We start from the raw sequence: 17434 nt of genomic DNA, 5'->3' as shown, positions 1-17434 counted from the left end.
GAACCCGGAAACTTACTCGAGCTCAGCCATCAGTTTTACCAGATGCTCAACTGCTTTCTGCTCGTCTTCACCTTCTGCAGAGATGGTGACAACGGTGCCCTGAGTCAGGCCCAGAGTCTGCAGTTTGAACAGGCTTTTTGCGCTCGCGCTTTTGCCGTTGGAAGTCACAGTGATTTCAGAAGTGAAGCCTTTTGCTTCTTTAACAAACTGAGCAGCAGGGCGGGTGTGCAGACCGTTCGGAGCGGTAATGGTAACTTCTTGCTGGAACATTGTATTTCCCCAACTTATAGGTTTAGTGTTGTGGAACTAAAGTCTAGCCTGGCGACTGAACTTTAGCCTGTATTGTTAGCGCTGACGTTTCGATCGTCATTAAACATTATGCAGCGAAAGCAAGACTTGAACCAAATCATAAAATCGATTCAGCAAGGCTATTTCATTCACCGATTAATTTCACGCATCAAAATAATTGCTGGTTTAAATACCAGACCCAACGGGGTGAAGCAATGCCAGGAGGGGCAAAAGTTTGAAGCAGGCCACAAAAAAGCACCTGAAAAGGTGCTTTTTTACGCGTTATTAACATGCTGGCACTACTGTTGCAGTTCTTTTTCGGTAAATAGATCGGCAAACAGTGCGGTGCTCAGATAACGCTCGCCTGAAGAAGGAAGGATAACCACAATGTTCTTGTTGGTAAAGGCTTCATCTTCCTGAAGCTTGAGTGCTGCCGCAACGGCTGCACCGGAAGAGATACCCGCCAGAATGCCTTCTTCATCCATCAGGCGACGCGCGGTAGAAATGGCTTCTTCGTTAGTGATGGTCACCACTTTATCGATCAGCTTCAGATCCAGGTTGCCCGGAATGAAGCCTGCGCCAATACCCTGAATTTTATGCGGGCCTGGTTTAAGCTCTTCACCCGCCAGTGCCTGGGTGATAACCGGTGAGTCAGTTGGCTCAACGGCAACGGTGATCAGGTCTTTTTTACCCTTTGTGCCTTTAATATAGCGTGACACGCCGGTCAGCGTACCGCCGGTACCCACGCCGGAGATAAATACGTCAACCTGGCCGTCGGTATCTTCCCAGATTTCCGGACCGGTGGTCTTCTCGTGAATTTCCGGGTTAGCCGGGTTGCTGAACTGCTGCAGCAGCAGATATTTCGCCGGATCGCTGGCCACAATCTCTTCAGCTTTCTGAATGGCGCCCTTCATGCCCTTCGCGCCTTCGGTCAGCACCAGGTTCGCGCCCAGCGCTTTAAGCAGCTTACGACGCTCGATGCTCATGGTTTCTGGCATAGTCAGCGTCAGCTTGTAGCCGCGTGCGGCAGCCACATAGGCCAGAGCGATACCGGTGTTACCGCTTGTCGGTTCCACCAGCTCAACGCCAGGCTTCAGTACGCCACGTTTTTCAGCATCCCAAATCATGTTTGCACCGATACGGCATTTTACGCTGAAGCTCGGGTTACGTGATTCGACCTTCGCCAGAATGCGTCCATTACCGATACGGTTCAGTCGAACCAGGGGCGTATGACCGATAGTCAGCGAGTTGTCTTCATAAATCTTACTCATGGCCTGTCCTTAACTGTATGAAATTGGGATACCGACCCAGCATACCTGTTGAGCAGGTAGGGGGAAGTAAGGAATTCGCATATCTATATACTGCAAGGAAATAATGGGGATCAGTATGGAATAAGGGGCGGCATAAGCCACCCCTGCTTTACACATTTTTGCATTATTTCCATAACGCGTGCTTAGCACGGTAGCAGTCGACCCACATCGCCGTCGCGCCGCAGACGGCGACGGGCATGATGAACAGATTCAGGAAGGGAATCATGGTGAACAGGCTGGTCAGCGCGCCAAACTGCATATTGGCGACCTTCTGGCTGCGCAGGGCAGTGCGCATCTCTTTAAACGGCACCTTGTGGTTATCGAACGGATAGTCGCAGTACTGGATGGCCAGCATCCAGGCGCTGAACAGAAACCACAGCACCGGCGCCACCGTCTGGCCAATGCCTGGCACAAAGTAGAGGATAAGCAGCACAATCGCGCGGGGCAGGTACCAGGCAAACTTCTCCCACTCGCGCTTCATGATGCGTGGCAGGTCTTTCATGATCCCCAGTACGCCCGTGTCCGGCGGCGTCGCGCCGGTAAGCCGCGCTTCAAGCTGTTCCGCCAGCAGACCGTTAAACGGTGCGGCTATCCAGTTGGCAATCGTCGAAAAGAAGTACCCAAACACCAGCAGCACGGAAATTACCGCCACCGGCCAGAGCAGGTAGTTAAGCCACTGCAGCCAGTCCGGAACGTAACTCATCAGCGACGGGATCCAGCTCTCCAGCTTTGTGAACAGCCACCAGAACGCGCCGCCCATCAGAATAATGTTGATCAACAGCGGCAGAATCACGAAGCGTCGAATCCCCGGCAGGGAGACCAGTTTCCAGCCCTGAGAAAAATACCAGACGCCGCTGCGCGGGGGAGAAGAAGATGTTGAAACCATAGCCAGGCTGTACTCCTTTTTACACAACCAGTGGAATTGCCCGCCTATATTATCCACTTACGGAGCAATGACCAGTTCGGAAATGTTCGAAAAACCAGCAAAAAGCACGATTTCCTTCATCTTTATGCTGTGAATGCTCTGCACACACTTGCACTTGACGTAAACGGCAAATACTCTTAGTGAGTAAATGTTTGCCGTGGTGGCAAGGTGTTAGAACAACAGAGAATATAATGATGCAGGATTTGCGTCTGATATTAATCATTGTTGGCGCGATCGCCATAATCGCTTTACTGGTACATGGTTTCTGGACCAGCCGTAAAGAGCGTTCCTCGATGTTCCGCGATCGCCCACTGAAGCGCATGAAGTCCAGTCGTGACGACGATGACAGTGAAGATGACATCGACGGCAGCGATGACGACGGCGTGGGTGAAGTTCGTGTTCATCGGGTCAATACTGCGCCCGGCGCAGGCCATGGGGAGCATGAAGCGCCTCGTCCTTCGCAGCACCAGTATCAACCGCCGTATGCTTCTGCACAGCCGCGCCAGCCAGCGCCGCAGCCTGTGGAAGAACCGGTGCGCCAGCCGCCGCAACAGCCTGTTTATCAGCAGCCTGCTGCGCCACAGCCGGTTCAACAGCAGCCGGTGCAGCAGCCCGTGCAGCAACAGCCTGCTCAGCCGGTACAACAACCGCAGCAGCCTGTTCACGTACAGCCTGCGCCTCAGCCTGCTCCGGCCCCGCACGTTGAGCCTGAGCCCGTTGTAGAGCCAGAGCCGGTTGTTGAAAAACCACAGCGTAAAGAAGCGGTGATCATCATGAACGTGGCCGCGCATCACGGCAGCCATCTCAACGGTGACGTGCTGCTCAACAGTATTCAACAGGCAGGATTCAAGTTTGGCGATATGAACATTTTCCATCGCCATCTGAGCCCTGACGGTAGCGGTCCGGCGCTGTTCAGCCTGGCCAACATGGTTAACCCTGGTACCTTTGATCCGGAAATGACCGGTGATTTCGTGACCCCGGGCGTCACTATCTTTATGCAGGTGCCTTCTTACGGCGACGAACTGCAAAACTTTAAGCTGATGCTGCAGTCCGCTCAACACATCGCTGACGAAGTCGGTGGCGTGGTGCTTGACGATCAGCGTCGAATGATGACCCCGCAGAAGCTGCGCGAGTATCAGGACCGCATCCGCGAAGTTAAGGAAGCTAACGCGTAATCGTCGCGTTTACTTCAACTCCTCCTCAACCCCCGCCTGTCGGGGGTTTTTTCTCATTGATGGTGCGATATGGACTCAATCGAACAACAACTCACTGAACTGCGAACCACGCTTCGCCATCATGAATACCTCTATCATGTTATGGACGCGCCGGAAGTCCCGGATGCGGAATATGACCGCCTGATGCGCGAGCTGCGCGAGTTAGAGGCGCAGCATCCAGAGCTCATCACGCCGGATTCCCCCACCCAGCGCGTCGGCGCTGAGCCGCTCGGCGCTTTCAGCCAGGTGCGCCATGAGGTGCCGATGCTGTCGCTGGATAACGTATTTGATGAAGAGAGCTTCCTCGCGTTTAACAAACGCGTGCAGGATCGCCTTAAAAGCAGCGACTCCCTCACCTGGTGCTGCGAGCTCAAGCTGGATGGCCTGGCGGTCAGTCTTCTCTACGAAAACGGCGTGCTGGTGCGTGCCGCAACGCGTGGCGACGGTACGACGGGCGAAGACATCACCACCAACGTGCGTACCATCCGCGCGATCCCGCTGAAGCTGCAGGGTGACAACATTCCCGCACGTCTGGAAGTGCGCGGCGAGGTGTTCCTGCCCCAGGCGGGCTTCGAGAAAATTAACGAAGAGGCGCGTCGCACCGGCGGAAAGGTGTTTGCTAACCCGCGTAATGCGGCGGCAGGCTCTCTGCGCCAGCTTGATCCACGTATCACCGCGAAGCGACCGCTTACTTTCTTCTGCTACGGCGTCGGTATTCTGGAGGGCGGCGAGCTGCCGGATACGCACCTCGGACGTCTGCTGCAGTTTAAAGCGTGGGGTCTGCCGGTGAGCAACCGCGTTCAGCTCTGCGACTCGCCGGAAGCGGTGCTGGCGTTCTACCACAAGGTGGAAGAGGACCGCCCGACGCTCGGTTTTGATATTGATGGCGTCGTCATCAAGGTGAATTCACTGGCGCTGCAGGAGCAGCTGGGCTTTGTGGCGCGCGCGCCGCGCTGGGCGGTGGCGTTTAAATTCCCTGCTCAGGAGCAGATGACCTTCGTTCGCGACGTGGAGTTCCAGGTTGGCCGTACGGGGGCGATTACCCCGGTCGCACGTCTGGAGCCCGTACAGGTCGCGGGCGTGCTGGTGAGTAATGCCACGTTGCATAACGCCGATGAAATCGAACGCCTCGGCCTGCGCATTGGTGACAAAGTGGTGATTCGCCGCGCGGGCGACGTTATCCCACAGGTGGTTAACGTCGTCGAGTCAGAACGTCCTGCCGATACGCGCGAGATCGTCTTCCCGACCCACTGCCCGGTGTGCGGCTCCGACGTTGAGCGTGTGGAAGGCGAAGCGGTGGCCCGCTGTACGGGCGGCTTAATCTGTGGTGCGCAGCGTAAAGAGTCGCTGAAGCACTTCGTCTCCCGTCGGGCGATGGACGTCGACGGCATGGGCGACAAGATTATCGATCAGCTGGTCGAGAAAGAGTATGTCCACACGCCAGCGGACCTCTTCAGGTTGACCGCTGGTAAACTGACCGGTCTCGACCGCATGGGACCAAAGTCTGCCCAGAATGTGGTTAACGCGCTGGAAGCCGCAAAAGAAACGACCTTTGCCCGCTTCCTTTACGCGCTGGGCATTCGTGAAGTGGGTGAGGCGACGGCGGCGGGTCTGGCGGCGTACTTTGGTACGCTGGAGGCGCTGGAAAAGGCTAGCATCGACGAGCTGCAGAAAGTCCCTGACGTTGGCATTGTGGTCGCCACGCACGTCTTTAACTTCTTCGCCGAAGAGAGCAACCGTGAAGTTATCGGCAAGCTGCTGGAAGAGGGCATCAAGTGGCCCGCGCCGGTAGTGGTTAACGCCGAAGAGATCGACAGCCCGTTCGCCGGTAAAACGGTAGTCCTGACCGGCAGCCTGAGCCAGCTTTCACGCGACGATGCGAAAGCGCGCCTGGTGGCGCTGGGGGCCAAAGTGGCGGGCAGCGTGTCGAAGAAAACCGACCTGGTGATCGCCGGGGAAGCGGCAGGCTCGAAGCTGGCGAAAGCCCAGGAGCTCGGCATTGAGGTTATCGACGAAGCGGAAATGATGCGTCTGTTAGGAGAGTAACGTGGAGAAAGAACAGCTCGTTGAAATAGCCAATACGGAGATGCCGTTCGGTAAATACAAGGGCCGCAGGCTGATTGATTTGCCGGAGGAGTATCTGCTGTGGTTTGCCCGTAAGGATGAATTCCCGACAGGGCGACTGGGCGAGCTGATGGCTATCACGTTACTGATCAAAACCGAGGGGCTGACCCAGCTGGTTCAGCCCCTGAAACGTCCTTAAGCCTTCGCGGCGCGGGTCTCTTTCTGCGCCAGCTTTTCAGTCTGGCGCTTGTAGCGACGCGCCAGCACCGCGCAGACCATCAGCTGGATCTGGTGGAAAATCATCAGCGGCAGCACCATCATCCCAATCACCGAGGTCGGGAACAGAATATTGGCCATCGGGATACCGTTCGCCAGGCTCTTTTTGGAACCGCAGAAGACAATGGTGATTTCATCCGCTTTGCTGAAGCCGCACCTGCGTGCCACAAATACGTTTACCGCAATCACAATCGCCAGCAGAACGAGGCTGACCACCACGATAAACAGCAGCGAGCCTGCGCCCACCTTATGCCAGATCCCGTTAACCACCGCTTCGCTGAAGGCGGAATAGACCACCAGCAGAATCGACGACTGGTCGGTTTTTGAGATCCATTTCTTGTGCTTTGCCACGAACGCCCCGGTCCATGGACGGGATAAATGTCCCAGGACAAACGGCAGCAGCAGCTGCAGGCAAATTTTTCCAACCTGCTCGAGATTGCCTTCCGCGCCGTGCATGTTCATCAGCAGGCCCACCAGCAGCGGGGAAACGAAAATCCCAAGCAGGCTGGATGCTGAGGCCGAGCAGACCGCGGCCGCAACGTTCCCTCCGGCGAGAGAGGTAAAGGCAATGGCGGACTGCACGGTAGCCGGCAGAATACAGAGATACAGGAAACCGGTGTAGAGCGCCGGGTCGACGTTAACCGGCGCCCACCAGGCAAACAGCACTCCGAGGATTGGGAACAGAATGAACGTGCTGCACATCACCCAGAGATGCAGCCGCCAGTGGCTACCGCCGGCAATAATGGCTTCGCGGGAGAGTTTTGCACCGTGCATAAAGAACAGCAGCGCGATGGCGGCCGTCGTCAGCCCTTCAAAAAACGGGACGAAGCCCCCGCGGGCGGGGAAAAACGAGGCCAGTAAAACGGTAACCACCAGGGTAAGCGTGAACGGATCAAGAATACGAAATAGTTTCATAATGACTCCTGAAATCAGATGTCGCTATTGTGCTTTTTTCTATTTGAGAAATAAAATTGATTTATTGCATCCATTCATGAATGAAACAGATGAATTATTCCTTACGTCAGCTTCGTATTTTCGTCACCGTCGCTCACGCCCGCAGCTTTAGCCGGGCAGGCGAGAAGATTGGGCTGAGCCAGTCGGCGGTCAGCCACAGCGTGAAAGAGCTGGAGAATCAGACCGGGGTGAAGTTGCTTGACCGCACCACGCGCGAAGTGGTGCTGACCGAAGCGGGGCAGCAGCTGGCCCTGCGCCTCGAACGGCTGCTTGATGAGCTAAACAGCACGCTCAGAGACGTGGGGAGGCTGGGGCAGCAGCTTTCGGGGACCGTGCGCGTCGCGGCCAGTCAGACAATCTCTGCACACCTTATCCCGCAGTGTATTGCCGAGGGAAGCCACCGCTATCCGGATATTGATTTTGTCCTGCATGACAGGCCGCAGCAGTGGGTGCTGGAGAGCATCCGCCAGGGCGATGTGGATTTTGGTATTGTGATCGATCCCGGCCAGGCGAGCGATCTGGCGTGTGAAAGCGTACTTTCCGAGCCATTCTTGCTGCTCTGCCGTGACGACGACCCGCTGGCCACGTTGCCGGAAGTCAGCTGGCAGTGTCTGACGGACGCGAACCTGGTTTTACAGGATTATGCCTCGGGCAGTCGTCCGCTGATTGATTCCGCGCTGGTGAATCAGGGCGTAAAAGCAACGATCGTGCAGGAGATTGGTCACCCGGCGACGCTGTTTCCCATGGTGGAAGCCGGCATTGGCATCAGCGTGTTGCCCGCCCTGGCGCTTCCCCTGCCGCAGGGAAGCCGGCTGGCCGTCAGGCGATTAGCGCCCGTTGTTGAGCGAAAGCTGATGCTGGTGCGGCGAAAAAATCGCTCACTCTCGGGGGCGGCGCAGGCTATCTGGGAAGTGGTGCGTATCCAGGCACAACGATTAACCGAAGCCCGCATACGCGACCCACTGTTTAACGCATCAGAAGATTAGATGTAGATATCAATCTGATTATTGTCTGAAGGGTTATTCACACCTTCCACTTTGCCCAGCTTTTGATCCTGCTTCTTTTGGGCCTCTTCTGCCTGCTGGCGCTGCAGTGAGGCGAGCTGCGCCTGAAGCACTTTGATCTGGGTCTGAATAAGTTCCTGCTGCTTCTTCTTCTCATCAGCGCTGCCGGTGCTGTTCGCCAGCTCTTTTAACTGCTGAGTCAGCTTTTTGATCTTGTCAATAATACTGCTGATCTGGGAAGCGATGTCGTTACTGCCAGAAGCACCACTCCCACCGCTGCTGGTTTGAATCATCTGGGTTGAAGCCTGAATGGTCGTCATAGTCTTTCCTCGCGTTATAAAACAGAGGTATCGGCACCAACGGGATTAGCTTGAGCAAAACTGCCATATCTGGCGGGGAGTAACATCGATACGCAATCAGTATTAATGATGCGTTACTGGAGGTCGAAAGTAGACAAACTGCGGATAGCAAAAAAGCGCCTTTAGGGCGCTTTTTTACACTGGTGGGTCGTGCAGGATTCGAACCTGCGACCAATTGATTAAAAGTCAACTGCTCTACCAACTGAGCTAACGACCCGAAATGGTGGGCGATGACGGGCTCGAACCGCCGACCCCCTCCGTGTAAAGGAGATGCTCTACCAACTGAGCTAATCGCCCATTTCGGAACTACTGCGATAAGGTGAGAATGGTGGGCGATGACGGGCTCGAACCGCCGACCCCCTCCGTGTAAAGGAGATGCTCTACCAACTGAGCTAATCGCCCAATCTCAATTCTTATCTACACTGCGAGTCTACCGAAGTAGATGGTGGGTGATGACGGGCTCGAACCGCCGACCCCCTCCGTGTAAAGGAGATGCTCTACCAACTGAGCTAATCACCCCCGCTGTGTGGAGTCGCATTATAGGGAGAGTTGAAAATGAGTCAACGCATTTTCTAAAGTTTTTATTCGTTCGTCGTAAAATTAAACAAAACGATCGCGAAACGGGCAATGGCGCATGATTTCTAAACAAAAATCGCAAACTCGGTCACGATAAAGGGATCAACATTGAGGAATCCCCCCACAGTGATAGAATATTGCCCATCGTTTTTTCCCCAGGATTTGCCGATTGCCGGCATCTTTATAACGTAAGGCCATTTCATGAAAATCAAAACTCGCTTCGCGCCGAGCCCGACAGGCTATCTGCACGTCGGTGGTGCACGTACCGCTCTCTATTCCTGGCTTTTCGCACGCCACAACAAAGGTGAGTTCGTGCTGCGTATTGAAGACACCGATCTTGAGCGCTCCACGCCAGAAGCAATTGAAGCCATTATGGATGGGATGAACTGGCTGAATCTGGAATGGGATGAAGGTCCTTACTTCCAGACCAAACGCTTTGACCGCTATAACGCTGTCATTGATGAGATGCTGGTCGCGGGCACGGCGTATAAATGCTACTGCTCTAAAGAGCGTCTGGATGAACTGCGTGAAGCGCAGATGGCTAACGGTGAAAAGCCGCGTTATGACGGCCGCTGCCGCCACGACCATAGCGAGCATGCTGCTGACGAGCCTTGCGTGGTGCGTTTCGCTAACCCGCAAGAGGGCTCGGTGATCTTTGACGACCAGATCCGTGGCCCCATTGAATTCAGCAACCAGGAGCTGGACGATCTGATCATCCGTCGTACCGACGGTTCTCCAACCTACAACTTCTGCGTTGTGGTTGACGACTGGGATATGGAAATTACCCACGTTGTCCGCGGTGAAGACCATATCAACAATACGCCACGTCAGATCAACATCCTGAAAGCGCTGAACGCCCCTGTGCCTGTCTATGCGCACGTCTCCATGATCAACGGTGATGACGGGAAAAAACTGTCTAAACGTCACGGCGCGGTAAGCGTTATGCAGTATCGCGACGATGGCTATCTGCCGGAAGCGCTGCTGAACTATCTGGTGCGTCTGGGCTGGGCCCACGGTGACCAGGAGATCTTCAGCCGCGAAGAGATGATCGAACTGTTCTCTCTGAGCTCTGTAAGCAAATCAGCGAGCGCATTTAATACCGACAAGCTCCTGTGGCTGAACCATCACTATATCAATACCATGCAGCCTGAATATGTGGCGACTTACCTGCAGTGGCACATTGAGCAGGCAAATATTGATACCCGCACTGGCCCTGAGCTGGCTGACCTGGTGAAACTCCTCGGCGAGCGCTGCAAAACGCTGAAAGAGATTGCCGAAAGCTGCCGCTACTTCTATGAAGAGTTTGATGAGTTCGACGCGGACGCCGCGAAGAAGCACCTCCGTCCGGTTGCGCGTCAGCCGCTGGAAGTGGTGCGTGACAAGCTGGCGGCCATTACCGAATGGACCGCTGAAAATGTGCATCACGCCATTCAGGCGACGGCAGACGAGCTGGAAGTCGGTATGGGTAAAGTCGGCATGCCACTGCGCGTTGCGGTGACAGGTGCGGGTCAGTCTCCGGCACTGGATGTAACGGTTCATGCCATCGGCAAATCACGCAGCGTGGCGCGTATTAACAAGGCGCTGGACTTCATCGCTGAACGAGAAAATCAGCAGTAATAACGTCTCAGATAAAAAAACGGCAGGGGAACCTGCCGTTTTTTTATGCATCTTCTTCGGCAATGCCCAAACGCTTAAGAAATCCATGTATCCCTTCGCGCTTCAATAACGCATCCAGACGCTTCTGCTCTGGCTTAGTCATACTCTCCAGCGTCTCAATAATGCCCGGACACAGGTTTGAAGAGGGGGCAGTATAGGAAGACGTGGCCTCCGCGAGATGGTACACCGCCTGACGGTTGCGGATCGCCGGGAGGCTCATAATATGTTCTTTCACGCGCGCATCAACATGAATGAGCCTTGCGCGACCGCCTTTCACGCCGTTGAGTCCTTCGGTTTTCCACCTTTTCTGGCGTATCCAGCGATTAACCGTTTGCCTGGCAACACCCAAACTCTCTGCCAGCTCTTCCGTGGTCATTTTGCTCCGTAATTTTTTCATATCAGTCCCGATCGCGAATCCCTAAACGTTGCAACAAACCGGTAATCCCTTCCCGCAGTAGCAGCGATGTCATCTGCTTCTGCTCTTCCGGCGTCATTTCATTGGCCAGCGTCAGGAGCAGCGTGTGAAGCGAACTATCATGACTGCTGCCTCCAGGCAGTTCGGATGTTTCGCTTGCCCGACGTGCGCTGCGAATAAAGTCACGGACTTTGTCATTCACATATACCAGGCGAGCTTTCCCGCCCTGGACGCCTGGTTTTGGTGACGTAATCCAACCCTCTTTGCGTACCCATTTATTGATGGTCTGGCGGCTATAGCCAGTGAGAAGGGCTAACTCTTCTGGCGTCATTCGTTCCTTGATCATGCAATTTCCTGAATATCAGTAGGGTTAATTAACGGCTCATTTTATAGCACCGTTTTACGTGAAAACGTGACAGGCTTAACTCCTGGCTGCGAGCAGGCTCGCAAAGTGATTCATTTGCATGATTTTTCGGCGATTGAATGGCTGGAATTGATTTTGCCGTTGACACCCCGCGGCGGAATTCATATTATGCCGCCCGTCAACATGACAGCTTTACGATGGGGCTATAGCTCAGCTGGGAGAGCGCTTGCATGGCATGCAAGAGGTCAGCGGTTCGATCCCGCTTAGCTCCACCAAACTCTGAACCCAACAGAGTGCGGTCAGTAAAGTAACATGTGGGGCTATAGCTCAGCTGGGAGAGCGCTTGCATGGCATGCAAGAGGTCAGCGGTTCGATCCCGCTTAGCTCCACCAAAATTGTAAACCCTCGTCAAAAGACGAGGGTTTTTTTTATGTGTTTGTAACACACTCTCCCGCATTTTGTTATCAAAAAGAAGGTATTCCCATACCTCACCTCAATCGGCATCAATTAACCAGTCTAAAAATAGACTTGAACTTGATTCGCGCAATTAATAAACCTATTATCCATCCGGTCAATAATTCTCTCGGAAAATAACGCCCCGGTTAATGAATAGAAAAGCTTACAATAATGTAAAGATATTTATGATTGCTCTGGCTTTATGCCTGATTGCGGTGCCTGTCTCCCGTTATCTTTCTCCCCGCGCAATTGTTAATGGTCACGACGTTTATTTAGCATGGTTACCTTTAAGCGTGATGTTGGCGGTAATCCTGCTATTTGGGCGCAGGGCTATTCTTCCCATTTTGTTAGGTTTTACTGTCACTAATTTATTCTATGTAAATTTAGCACCGCTACAATATTTAGTATTACTGTTCTGTCAGACCTTTGCGTTGTTCGCGGCGTGCGGCCTTCTGCGTATCATGCTGGGTAAGCGTTGGCGTTACTGCATCCCTAACAAGCACATCGGATTACGGATATTCTGGCTCGGTTTTATGGTGCCAATAGGGATTAAGCTGTCAATGTATTTGGCAGGCTATTTGTTTGATTTTCCGGTGACAATTTCGACCTTTTTCGGCGAAGGAACGGTAATTTATAACGTTGTGGATATACAAAGCCTGATATGTGCGGCATTGATTTTTACCATGATGTTCTATTACCCGTTAAGAATGATAATTAATCCTCGTTATGCAATGAGTTTCTGGCGACGAAGCGTGAAGCCCGTGTTTTTTCACAAGAATTCATTATATATTTTTGTCTGGCTGGTACTTTTAAGTTTCATTCTCATCATTTTATGTGGTCCTTTTGAATCTCCCGTCATTGCGGGCTATTTGATGCCGCTGATTTTTATTCTTTTTACCTTAGCGATAAGCCGACTGACCTATGCGTTGATTTCTCTGCTCTGGGCTGTATCTGCGCTCCTGCTGTTGACCTACAACTACAACTTCCTTAACGGGGTGGAATCGGGCCATTCGCTCTCTTTTATTCTGTCCGTGCTTATCTCGTTCGCGATCTGCCTGCTCTATATGTCGCGTATTTACCAGCGTAGCGAGTGGCTTAAGCGGGGCTGGCAGGGGAGGGCGCTCACCGATCCGCTGACCGGATTGCCCAATATTCGTGCGCTGGAGGATTATCTTGAGATTCACCCGGATGCAAAAGTGAGCATTCTGCGTATGGATAACCTGGAATTTTTGAGTCGCCACTATGGGATCCTGATGCGGGTCCACTGCAAACGCACGATCGCCACGTCGCTGCAGCCTCTCCTGCAAAAAGATGAGACGCTCTTCCAGCTCCCCGGAAGCGAGCTTGTGCTGGTATTACTGGGCCCGGGAACCGCTGAGCGCTTACAGCATATGGTTGATCGGCTGAACAGCCGTAAGATTTTCTGGAACAACACCGGGCTGGATATTGAATTTGGCGCGTCCTGGGGAATGGTGGAAAACGGCGAAAAGTTGCACCACACCCTGGGGCAACTGAGCTGGCTGGCCGAGCAATCCTGCGGAACAACAAACAACGTGCTTGCGCTCACGAATAGCCTCGAGGCGGCATCAGGGCAAACGACAGAGCGAGTCCTGATGCTTGCGCGGATTAAGCATGCCCTGGAGGCGGGCCAGTTCCATTTGTACGCGCAACCGATCCAGAAGGCGGACGGGAGCGGCTACTACGAAATTCTGGCGCGTATGGAGAGCGAGGGAGAGATCTTCACTCCTGACCGCTTTATTCCGTTGATTGCCCAGTTCAACCTCAGCCACCGGTTTGATATGTGCGTCATGGAGAAATTACTGCTGTGGCTGCGCGATCACCCTTCAACGCAGGCTGGCGCCCGTTTCTCCGTTAATCTGATGCCGCTCACGCTGATGCAAAAAGAGGTGGCGACCGAGATTTGCGCGCTCTTTGAACGCTACGGCGTTGCGCCTCAGTCTGTCGTGATTGAGATTACCGAAGAGCAGGCCTTCTCAAATTCAGGCTGCAGCATCCACAATATTCAGCAGCTGCGGGATTACGGTTTCAGGATTGCCATTGATGATTTTGGTACCGGCTACGCCAACTACGAGCGCCTCAGGCGCCTGCAGGCGGACATCATTAAAATTGATGGCTGCTTTATTAAAGACATTTGTACTGATGATATGGATGCGATGATCGTGCAGTCGATGTGTAATCTGGCGAAGACGAAATCGCTGTGCGTCGTAGCGGAATACGTCGAAACACCGGCGCAGCGGGAGATGCTGCTTCGTTTCGGCGTGGATTATCTGCAGGGCTACCTGATAGGCAAACCCAAGCCGCTGGAAGAATTGCGGGCATAAAAAAACCGGGAGCCAGGCTCCCGGTTTTTGTTTAACGCTAAAGGTTAGAGCACCAGTGCCGCGATAGAAGCAGACAGGACGCTCACCAGCGTAGATCCGTAAACCAGCTTCAGGCCAAAGCGAGAAACCACGTTGCCCTGTTCTTCGTTCAGACCTTTAATCGCGCCCGCGATAATCCCGATGGACGAGAAGTTCGCGAAGGAGACCAGGAACACGGACAGAATGCCTTCCGCGCGCGGAGAAAGCGTGCTGGCAATTTTCTGCAGATCCATCATCGCAACGAATTCGTTAGAAACCAGTTTGGTTGCCATGATACTGCCCACCTGCAGCGCTTCGTGAGCTGGCACACCCATCACCCATGCAACCGGGTAGAAGATGTAGCCCAGAATACCCTGGAAGGAGATACCCAGCACCGCTGCGAACAGGGCGTTCAGCGCAGAAATCAGCGCAATGAAGCCGATCAGCATGGCGGCAACGATAATCGCCACTTTGAAGCCCGCCAGAATGTACTCACCCAGCATTTCGAAGAAGCTCTGGCCTTCGTGCAGGTTAGACATCTGGATGTTCTCTTCGCTGGCATCAACGCGGTACGGGTTGATCAGCGACAGAACGATAAAGGTGCTGAACATGTTCAGAACCAGCGCCGCAACAACATACTTTGGCTCCAGCATGGTCATATACGCGCCCACGATAGACATGGAAACGGTAGACATTGCGGTTGCCGCCATGGTGTACATGCGGTTGCGGGACATTTTGCCGAGAATATCTTTATACGCGATGAAGTTCTCAGACTGACCGAGGATCAGGGAACTGACGGCGTTGAAGGATTCCAGCTTGCCCATGCCGTTCACTTTGGACAACAGGAAACCAATTCCACGAATAACGAACGGCAGAACGCGGATGTGCTGCAGAATACCGATCAGCGCGGAGATGAAGACGATAGGACAGAGAACCTTCAGGAAGAAGAACGCCAGGCCTTCGTCGTTCATTTTACCGAAGACAAAGTTGGTCCCTTCATTGGCGAATCCGAGCAGTTTTTCAAACATTTCGGAGAAGCCTTTCACGAAGCCGAGGCCTACGTTGGAGTTCAGGAAGAACCACGCAAGTAAAACTTCAATGACCAGCAGCTGGACAACATAACGGATACGAATTTTTTTGCGGTCTGTGCTGACCAGCAATGCAAGTGCAGTAACGACAACAAGTGCCAGGACAAAATGAAGGACGCGGTCCATATTTGCTCCAAATATGAGGCAGGTTTAATTTTCGTGCACATTCTATGTAACAAGCGAAAAGAAAACGAGATCGAGGACACACTATAGTTACATCCTGTGACGAGTCTCAAAAATAGTGATCCACAATACATTTTTGTTATGTTAGGTAAATGAGTGAAAAGTTAAGTTTGTGTGCTAGTCTTCACAAAAGCGCGCGCGATTTCAGTTTCTGTTAGATCGCCCCACTTACCCGCCCGTCTATCGTTCAAAGCTATCAGAGAAATCACTGCAAACAGCATAAATGATCTTGATAATCATTCTCATTTTGATAGGATTAAACATAGCAAAGGCTATATTTCAGAGGCAGAAATGACAAACAGTCGCGTAGAGGGTAGCAGTGGCAGAGCCGCGCGCAAGTTGCGGTTCGCATTAATGGGACCTGCGTTCATCGCTGCCATTGGCTATATCGATCCAGGTAACTTTGCGACCAATATTCAGGCCGGGGCCAGCTTCGGCTATAAGCTGCTGTGGGTGGTCGTCTGGGCAAACCTGATGGCGATGCTGATTCAGATGCTCTCCGCAAAGCTGGGGATTGCCACAGGTAAAAACCTGGCAGAGCAAATTCGCGACCATTATCCGCGTCCGGCCGTCTGGCTCTATTGGGTTCAGGCGGAAATCATAGCCATGGCCACTGACCTCGCTGAATTTATTGGTGCAGCGATCGGGTTTAAACTGATTCTGGGCGTGTCGCTGTTGCAGGGGGCGGTACTGACCGGGATTGCCACTTTCCTGATCCTGATGCTGCAGCGTCGAGGTCAAAAGCCGCTGGAGAAGGTTATCGGCGGTCTGCTGCTGTTTGTCGCGGCGGCCTATATTGTGGAGCTGATTTTCTCACAGCCGAATTTGGTGCAGCTCGGTAAAGGTATGGCAATCCCAAGCCTGCCAACCTCGGAAGCGGTGTTCCTGGCTGCCGGGGTATTGGGGGCGACTATCATGCCGCATGTGATTTACCTGCACTCCTCGCTGACTCAGCATCTCCACGGTGGGACGCGCAAAGAGCGTTACTCCGCCACCAAATGGGACGTGGCGATTGCCATGACCATCGCGGGGTTTGTCAATCTGGCGATGATGGCTACCGCTGCCGCCGCTTTCCACTTTAACGGCCACACCGGTATTGCCGATCTCGACCAGGCTTATCTCACGCTGGAACCCTTACTGAGCCATGCTGCCGCCACGATATTTGGTCTCAGCTTGGTGGCTGCCGGTCTCTCTTCTACGGTGGTGGGCACGCTGGCAGGCCAGGTGGTGATGCAGGGGTTTGTCCGCTTCCATATTCCGCTGTGGGTTCGTCGCTCCGTCACCATGCTACCGTCATTTATCGTGATCCTGATGGGGCTCGATCCTACGCGAATTCTGGTCATGAGCCAGGTGCTGCTGAGTTTTGGTATCGCGCTGGCGCTGGTGCCGCTGCTGATCTTTACCAGCAACAAAAACCTGATGGGCGAACTGGTCAACTCGACCCTGGTGAAACGGACCGGGTGGGCCATCGTGGTGGTGGTAGTGGCGCTGAACCTGTGGCTGCTGGTTGGCACCGCGTTGGGTCTCTAAAAGAAAAAGGAGCCGGGAGGCTCCTTTTTGCATTAATGGTGACCGTGGCCATGACCGTGGCCGCGTCCTTTCCCGCCGCGATCCCAGCCGCCGCGACGGTCGTCACGATCGTTCCAGCCTTCGCGGTAGCCGCGCTCATACGCGTTGTCTTTATACCAGCCGCGGTGTCTGCCGTTATCATGTTTCCACCAGCGGTCTCCGCGCCACTCATAGTGACGGTTCCAGTAGTCACGGTCGCGCCAGTAGCCACCGTCCCAGTATCTGCCGTAGTCGTCACGATCGCCAATTTGTAATTTTACTGATGGCAACAGGGTGATTTCGCCCGCATTGGCGATCAGCGGGGCTGAAGCCAGTAATACCGCTGCAAGAATCAGTGACCTGAACATACTCTTTCTCCTTCACGATCGGGGCC

General features: G+C 53.7%; 16 protein-coding genes and 6 tRNA genes. 9 read left to right on the top strand and 13 right to left on the bottom strand.

All coding sequences use genetic code 11. The features are described from left to right. Window positions 1-12: 12 nt before the first annotated feature. From ptsH to cysZ, 3 genes are all read right to left on the bottom strand, one after another. Entirely contained in the window at window positions 13-270 is a 258-nt protein-coding gene (gene ptsH, locus WM95_RS17620; protein WP_000487600.1) for a phosphocarrier protein Hpr, read from the bottom strand. Window positions 271-587: 317 nt separating this feature from the next. Then, entirely contained in the window at window positions 588-1559 is a 972-nt protein-coding gene (cysK, locus tag WM95_RS17610; RefSeq protein WP_014884739.1) for a cysteine synthase A, read from the bottom strand. A gap of 163 nt (window positions 1560-1722) precedes the next feature. Further along, on the bottom strand, window positions 1723-2484 hold the full coding sequence (gene cysZ, locus WM95_RS17605) for a sulfate transporter CysZ (RefSeq protein ID WP_063408675.1): 762 nt from the start codon (window positions 2482-2484) through the stop codon (window positions 1723-1725). A 230-nt stretch (window positions 2485-2714) separates the two neighbouring features. Between cysZ and zipA the strand changes: the two genes are divergently transcribed. The 3 genes from zipA to WM95_RS17590 all read left to right on the top strand — a co-directional run bounded on the left by zipA (window position 2715) and on the right by WM95_RS17590 (window position 6000). Beyond that, the gene (gene zipA, locus WM95_RS17600; protein ID WP_023308727.1) at window positions 2715-3698 is read left to right on the top strand and encodes a cell division protein ZipA; all 984 of its coding nucleotides are present in this window, start codon (window positions 2715-2717) and stop codon (window positions 3696-3698) included. 69 nt (window positions 3699-3767) lie between these two features. Further along, window positions 3768-5783, top strand: coding sequence for an NAD-dependent DNA ligase LigA (gene ligA, locus WM95_RS17595; RefSeq protein WP_059446258.1), 2016 nt, complete (start codon window positions 3768-3770; stop codon window positions 5781-5783). Between the two features lies 1 nt (window position 5784). Then, on the top strand, window positions 5785-6000 hold the full coding sequence (locus WM95_RS17590; protein WP_045894690.1) for a DUF3820 family protein: 216 nt from the start codon (window positions 5785-5787) through the stop codon (window positions 5998-6000). On the opposite strand, the gene WM95_RS17585 is transcribed toward WM95_RS17590, so the two are convergent. After that, window positions 5997-6992, bottom strand: coding sequence for a bile acid:sodium symporter family protein (locus tag WM95_RS17585; protein WP_023308725.1), 996 nt, complete (start codon window positions 6990-6992; stop codon window positions 5997-5999). The genes WM95_RS17590 and WM95_RS17585 overlap by 4 nt on opposite strands. A gap of 89 nt (window positions 6993-7081) precedes the next feature. On the opposite strand from WM95_RS17585, the gene WM95_RS17580 reads away from it, so the two are divergent. Then, window positions 7082-8017, top strand: coding sequence for a LysR family transcriptional regulator (locus WM95_RS17580; protein WP_063408674.1), 936 nt, complete (start codon window positions 7082-7084; stop codon window positions 8015-8017). Here WM95_RS17580 and WM95_RS17575 read toward each other — a convergent pair. The 5 genes from WM95_RS17575 to WM95_RS17555 all read right to left on the bottom strand — a co-directional run bounded on the left by WM95_RS17575 (window position 8014) and on the right by WM95_RS17555 (window position 8913). Then, window positions 8014-8355: a FlxA-like family protein gene (locus WM95_RS17575; protein WP_045355365.1), complete on the bottom strand. Its 342-nt coding sequence runs from the start codon at window positions 8353-8355 to the stop codon at window positions 8014-8016. The genes WM95_RS17580 and WM95_RS17575 overlap by 4 nt on opposite strands. 180 nt (window positions 8356-8535) lie before the next feature. After that, window positions 8536-8611: transfer RNA gene (locus WM95_RS17570), tRNA-Lys, on the bottom strand. A 4-nt stretch (window positions 8612-8615) separates the two neighbouring features. Beyond that, window positions 8616-8691 (bottom strand) — tRNA-Val (locus WM95_RS17565). A 29-nt stretch (window positions 8692-8720) separates the two neighbouring features. Further along, window positions 8721-8796: transfer RNA gene (locus WM95_RS17560), tRNA-Val, on the bottom strand. Between the two features lie 41 nt (window positions 8797-8837). After that, window positions 8838-8913: transfer RNA gene (locus WM95_RS17555), tRNA-Val, on the bottom strand. Between the two features lie 258 nt (window positions 8914-9171). Here WM95_RS17555 and gltX point away from each other — a divergent pair. Beyond that, window positions 9172-10587, top strand: a complete 1416-nt coding sequence (gltX, locus tag WM95_RS17550; RefSeq protein ID WP_047744140.1) for a glutamate--tRNA ligase — start codon at window positions 9172-9174, stop codon at window positions 10585-10587. 43 nt (window positions 10588-10630) lie between these two features. Here the strand turns inward: gltX and WM95_RS17545 are convergent, their stop codons facing one another. Beyond that, window positions 10631-11023: a YfeC-like transcriptional regulator gene (locus WM95_RS17545; protein ID WP_023308721.1), complete on the bottom strand. Its 393-nt coding sequence runs from the start codon at window positions 11021-11023 to the stop codon at window positions 10631-10633. A 1-nt stretch (window position 11024) separates the two neighbouring features. Next, on the bottom strand, window positions 11025-11387 hold the full coding sequence (locus WM95_RS17540) for a YfeC-like transcriptional regulator (RefSeq protein WP_063408673.1): 363 nt from the start codon (window positions 11385-11387) through the stop codon (window positions 11025-11027). A 217-nt stretch (window positions 11388-11604) separates the two neighbouring features. Between WM95_RS17540 and WM95_RS17535 the strand changes: the two genes are divergently transcribed. The 3 genes from WM95_RS17535 (at window position 11605) to WM95_RS17525 (ending at window position 14203) form a co-directional block, all read left to right on the top strand. After that, window positions 11605-11680: transfer RNA gene (locus tag WM95_RS17535), tRNA-Ala, on the top strand. Between the two features lie 41 nt (window positions 11681-11721). Next, window positions 11722-11797: transfer RNA gene (locus WM95_RS17530), tRNA-Ala, on the top strand. Window positions 11798-12010: 213 nt separating this feature from the next. Then, window positions 12011-14203: a sensor domain-containing phosphodiesterase gene (locus WM95_RS17525; RefSeq protein WP_063408672.1), complete on the top strand. Its 2193-nt coding sequence runs from the start codon at window positions 12011-12013 to the stop codon at window positions 14201-14203. A 44-nt stretch (window positions 14204-14247) separates the two neighbouring features. Here WM95_RS17525 and WM95_RS17520 read toward each other — a convergent pair whose 3' ends face one another. Continuing rightward, entirely contained in the window at window positions 14248-15435 is a 1188-nt protein-coding gene (locus WM95_RS17520) for a NupC/NupG family nucleoside CNT transporter (protein WP_008501591.1), read from the bottom strand. Window positions 15436-15783: 348 nt separating this feature from the next. Here WM95_RS17520 and WM95_RS17515 point away from each other — a divergent pair, with 348 nt between their 5' ends. Further along, complete coding sequence (locus WM95_RS17515; protein WP_023308718.1) at window positions 15784-17022, top strand: Nramp family divalent metal transporter; 1239 nt, start codon at window positions 15784-15786, stop codon at window positions 17020-17022. 32 nt (window positions 17023-17054) lie between these two features. On the opposite strand, the gene WM95_RS17510 is transcribed toward WM95_RS17515, so the two are convergent. Continuing rightward, complete coding sequence (locus WM95_RS17510) at window positions 17055-17408, bottom strand: DUF2502 domain-containing protein (RefSeq protein WP_023308717.1); 354 nt, start codon at window positions 17406-17408, stop codon at window positions 17055-17057. Window positions 17409-17434 lie beyond the last annotated feature (26 nt).

The sequence above is a fragment of the Enterobacter cloacae complex sp. ECNIH7 genome (assembly GCF_002208095.1).
GTDB classification, from domain to species: Bacteria; Pseudomonadota; Gammaproteobacteria; order Enterobacterales; family Enterobacteriaceae; genus Enterobacter; species Enterobacter cloacae_M.
Note: the sequence above shows the minus strand (reverse complement) of the source record. Positions and strands in the feature narration are given on the sequence as shown.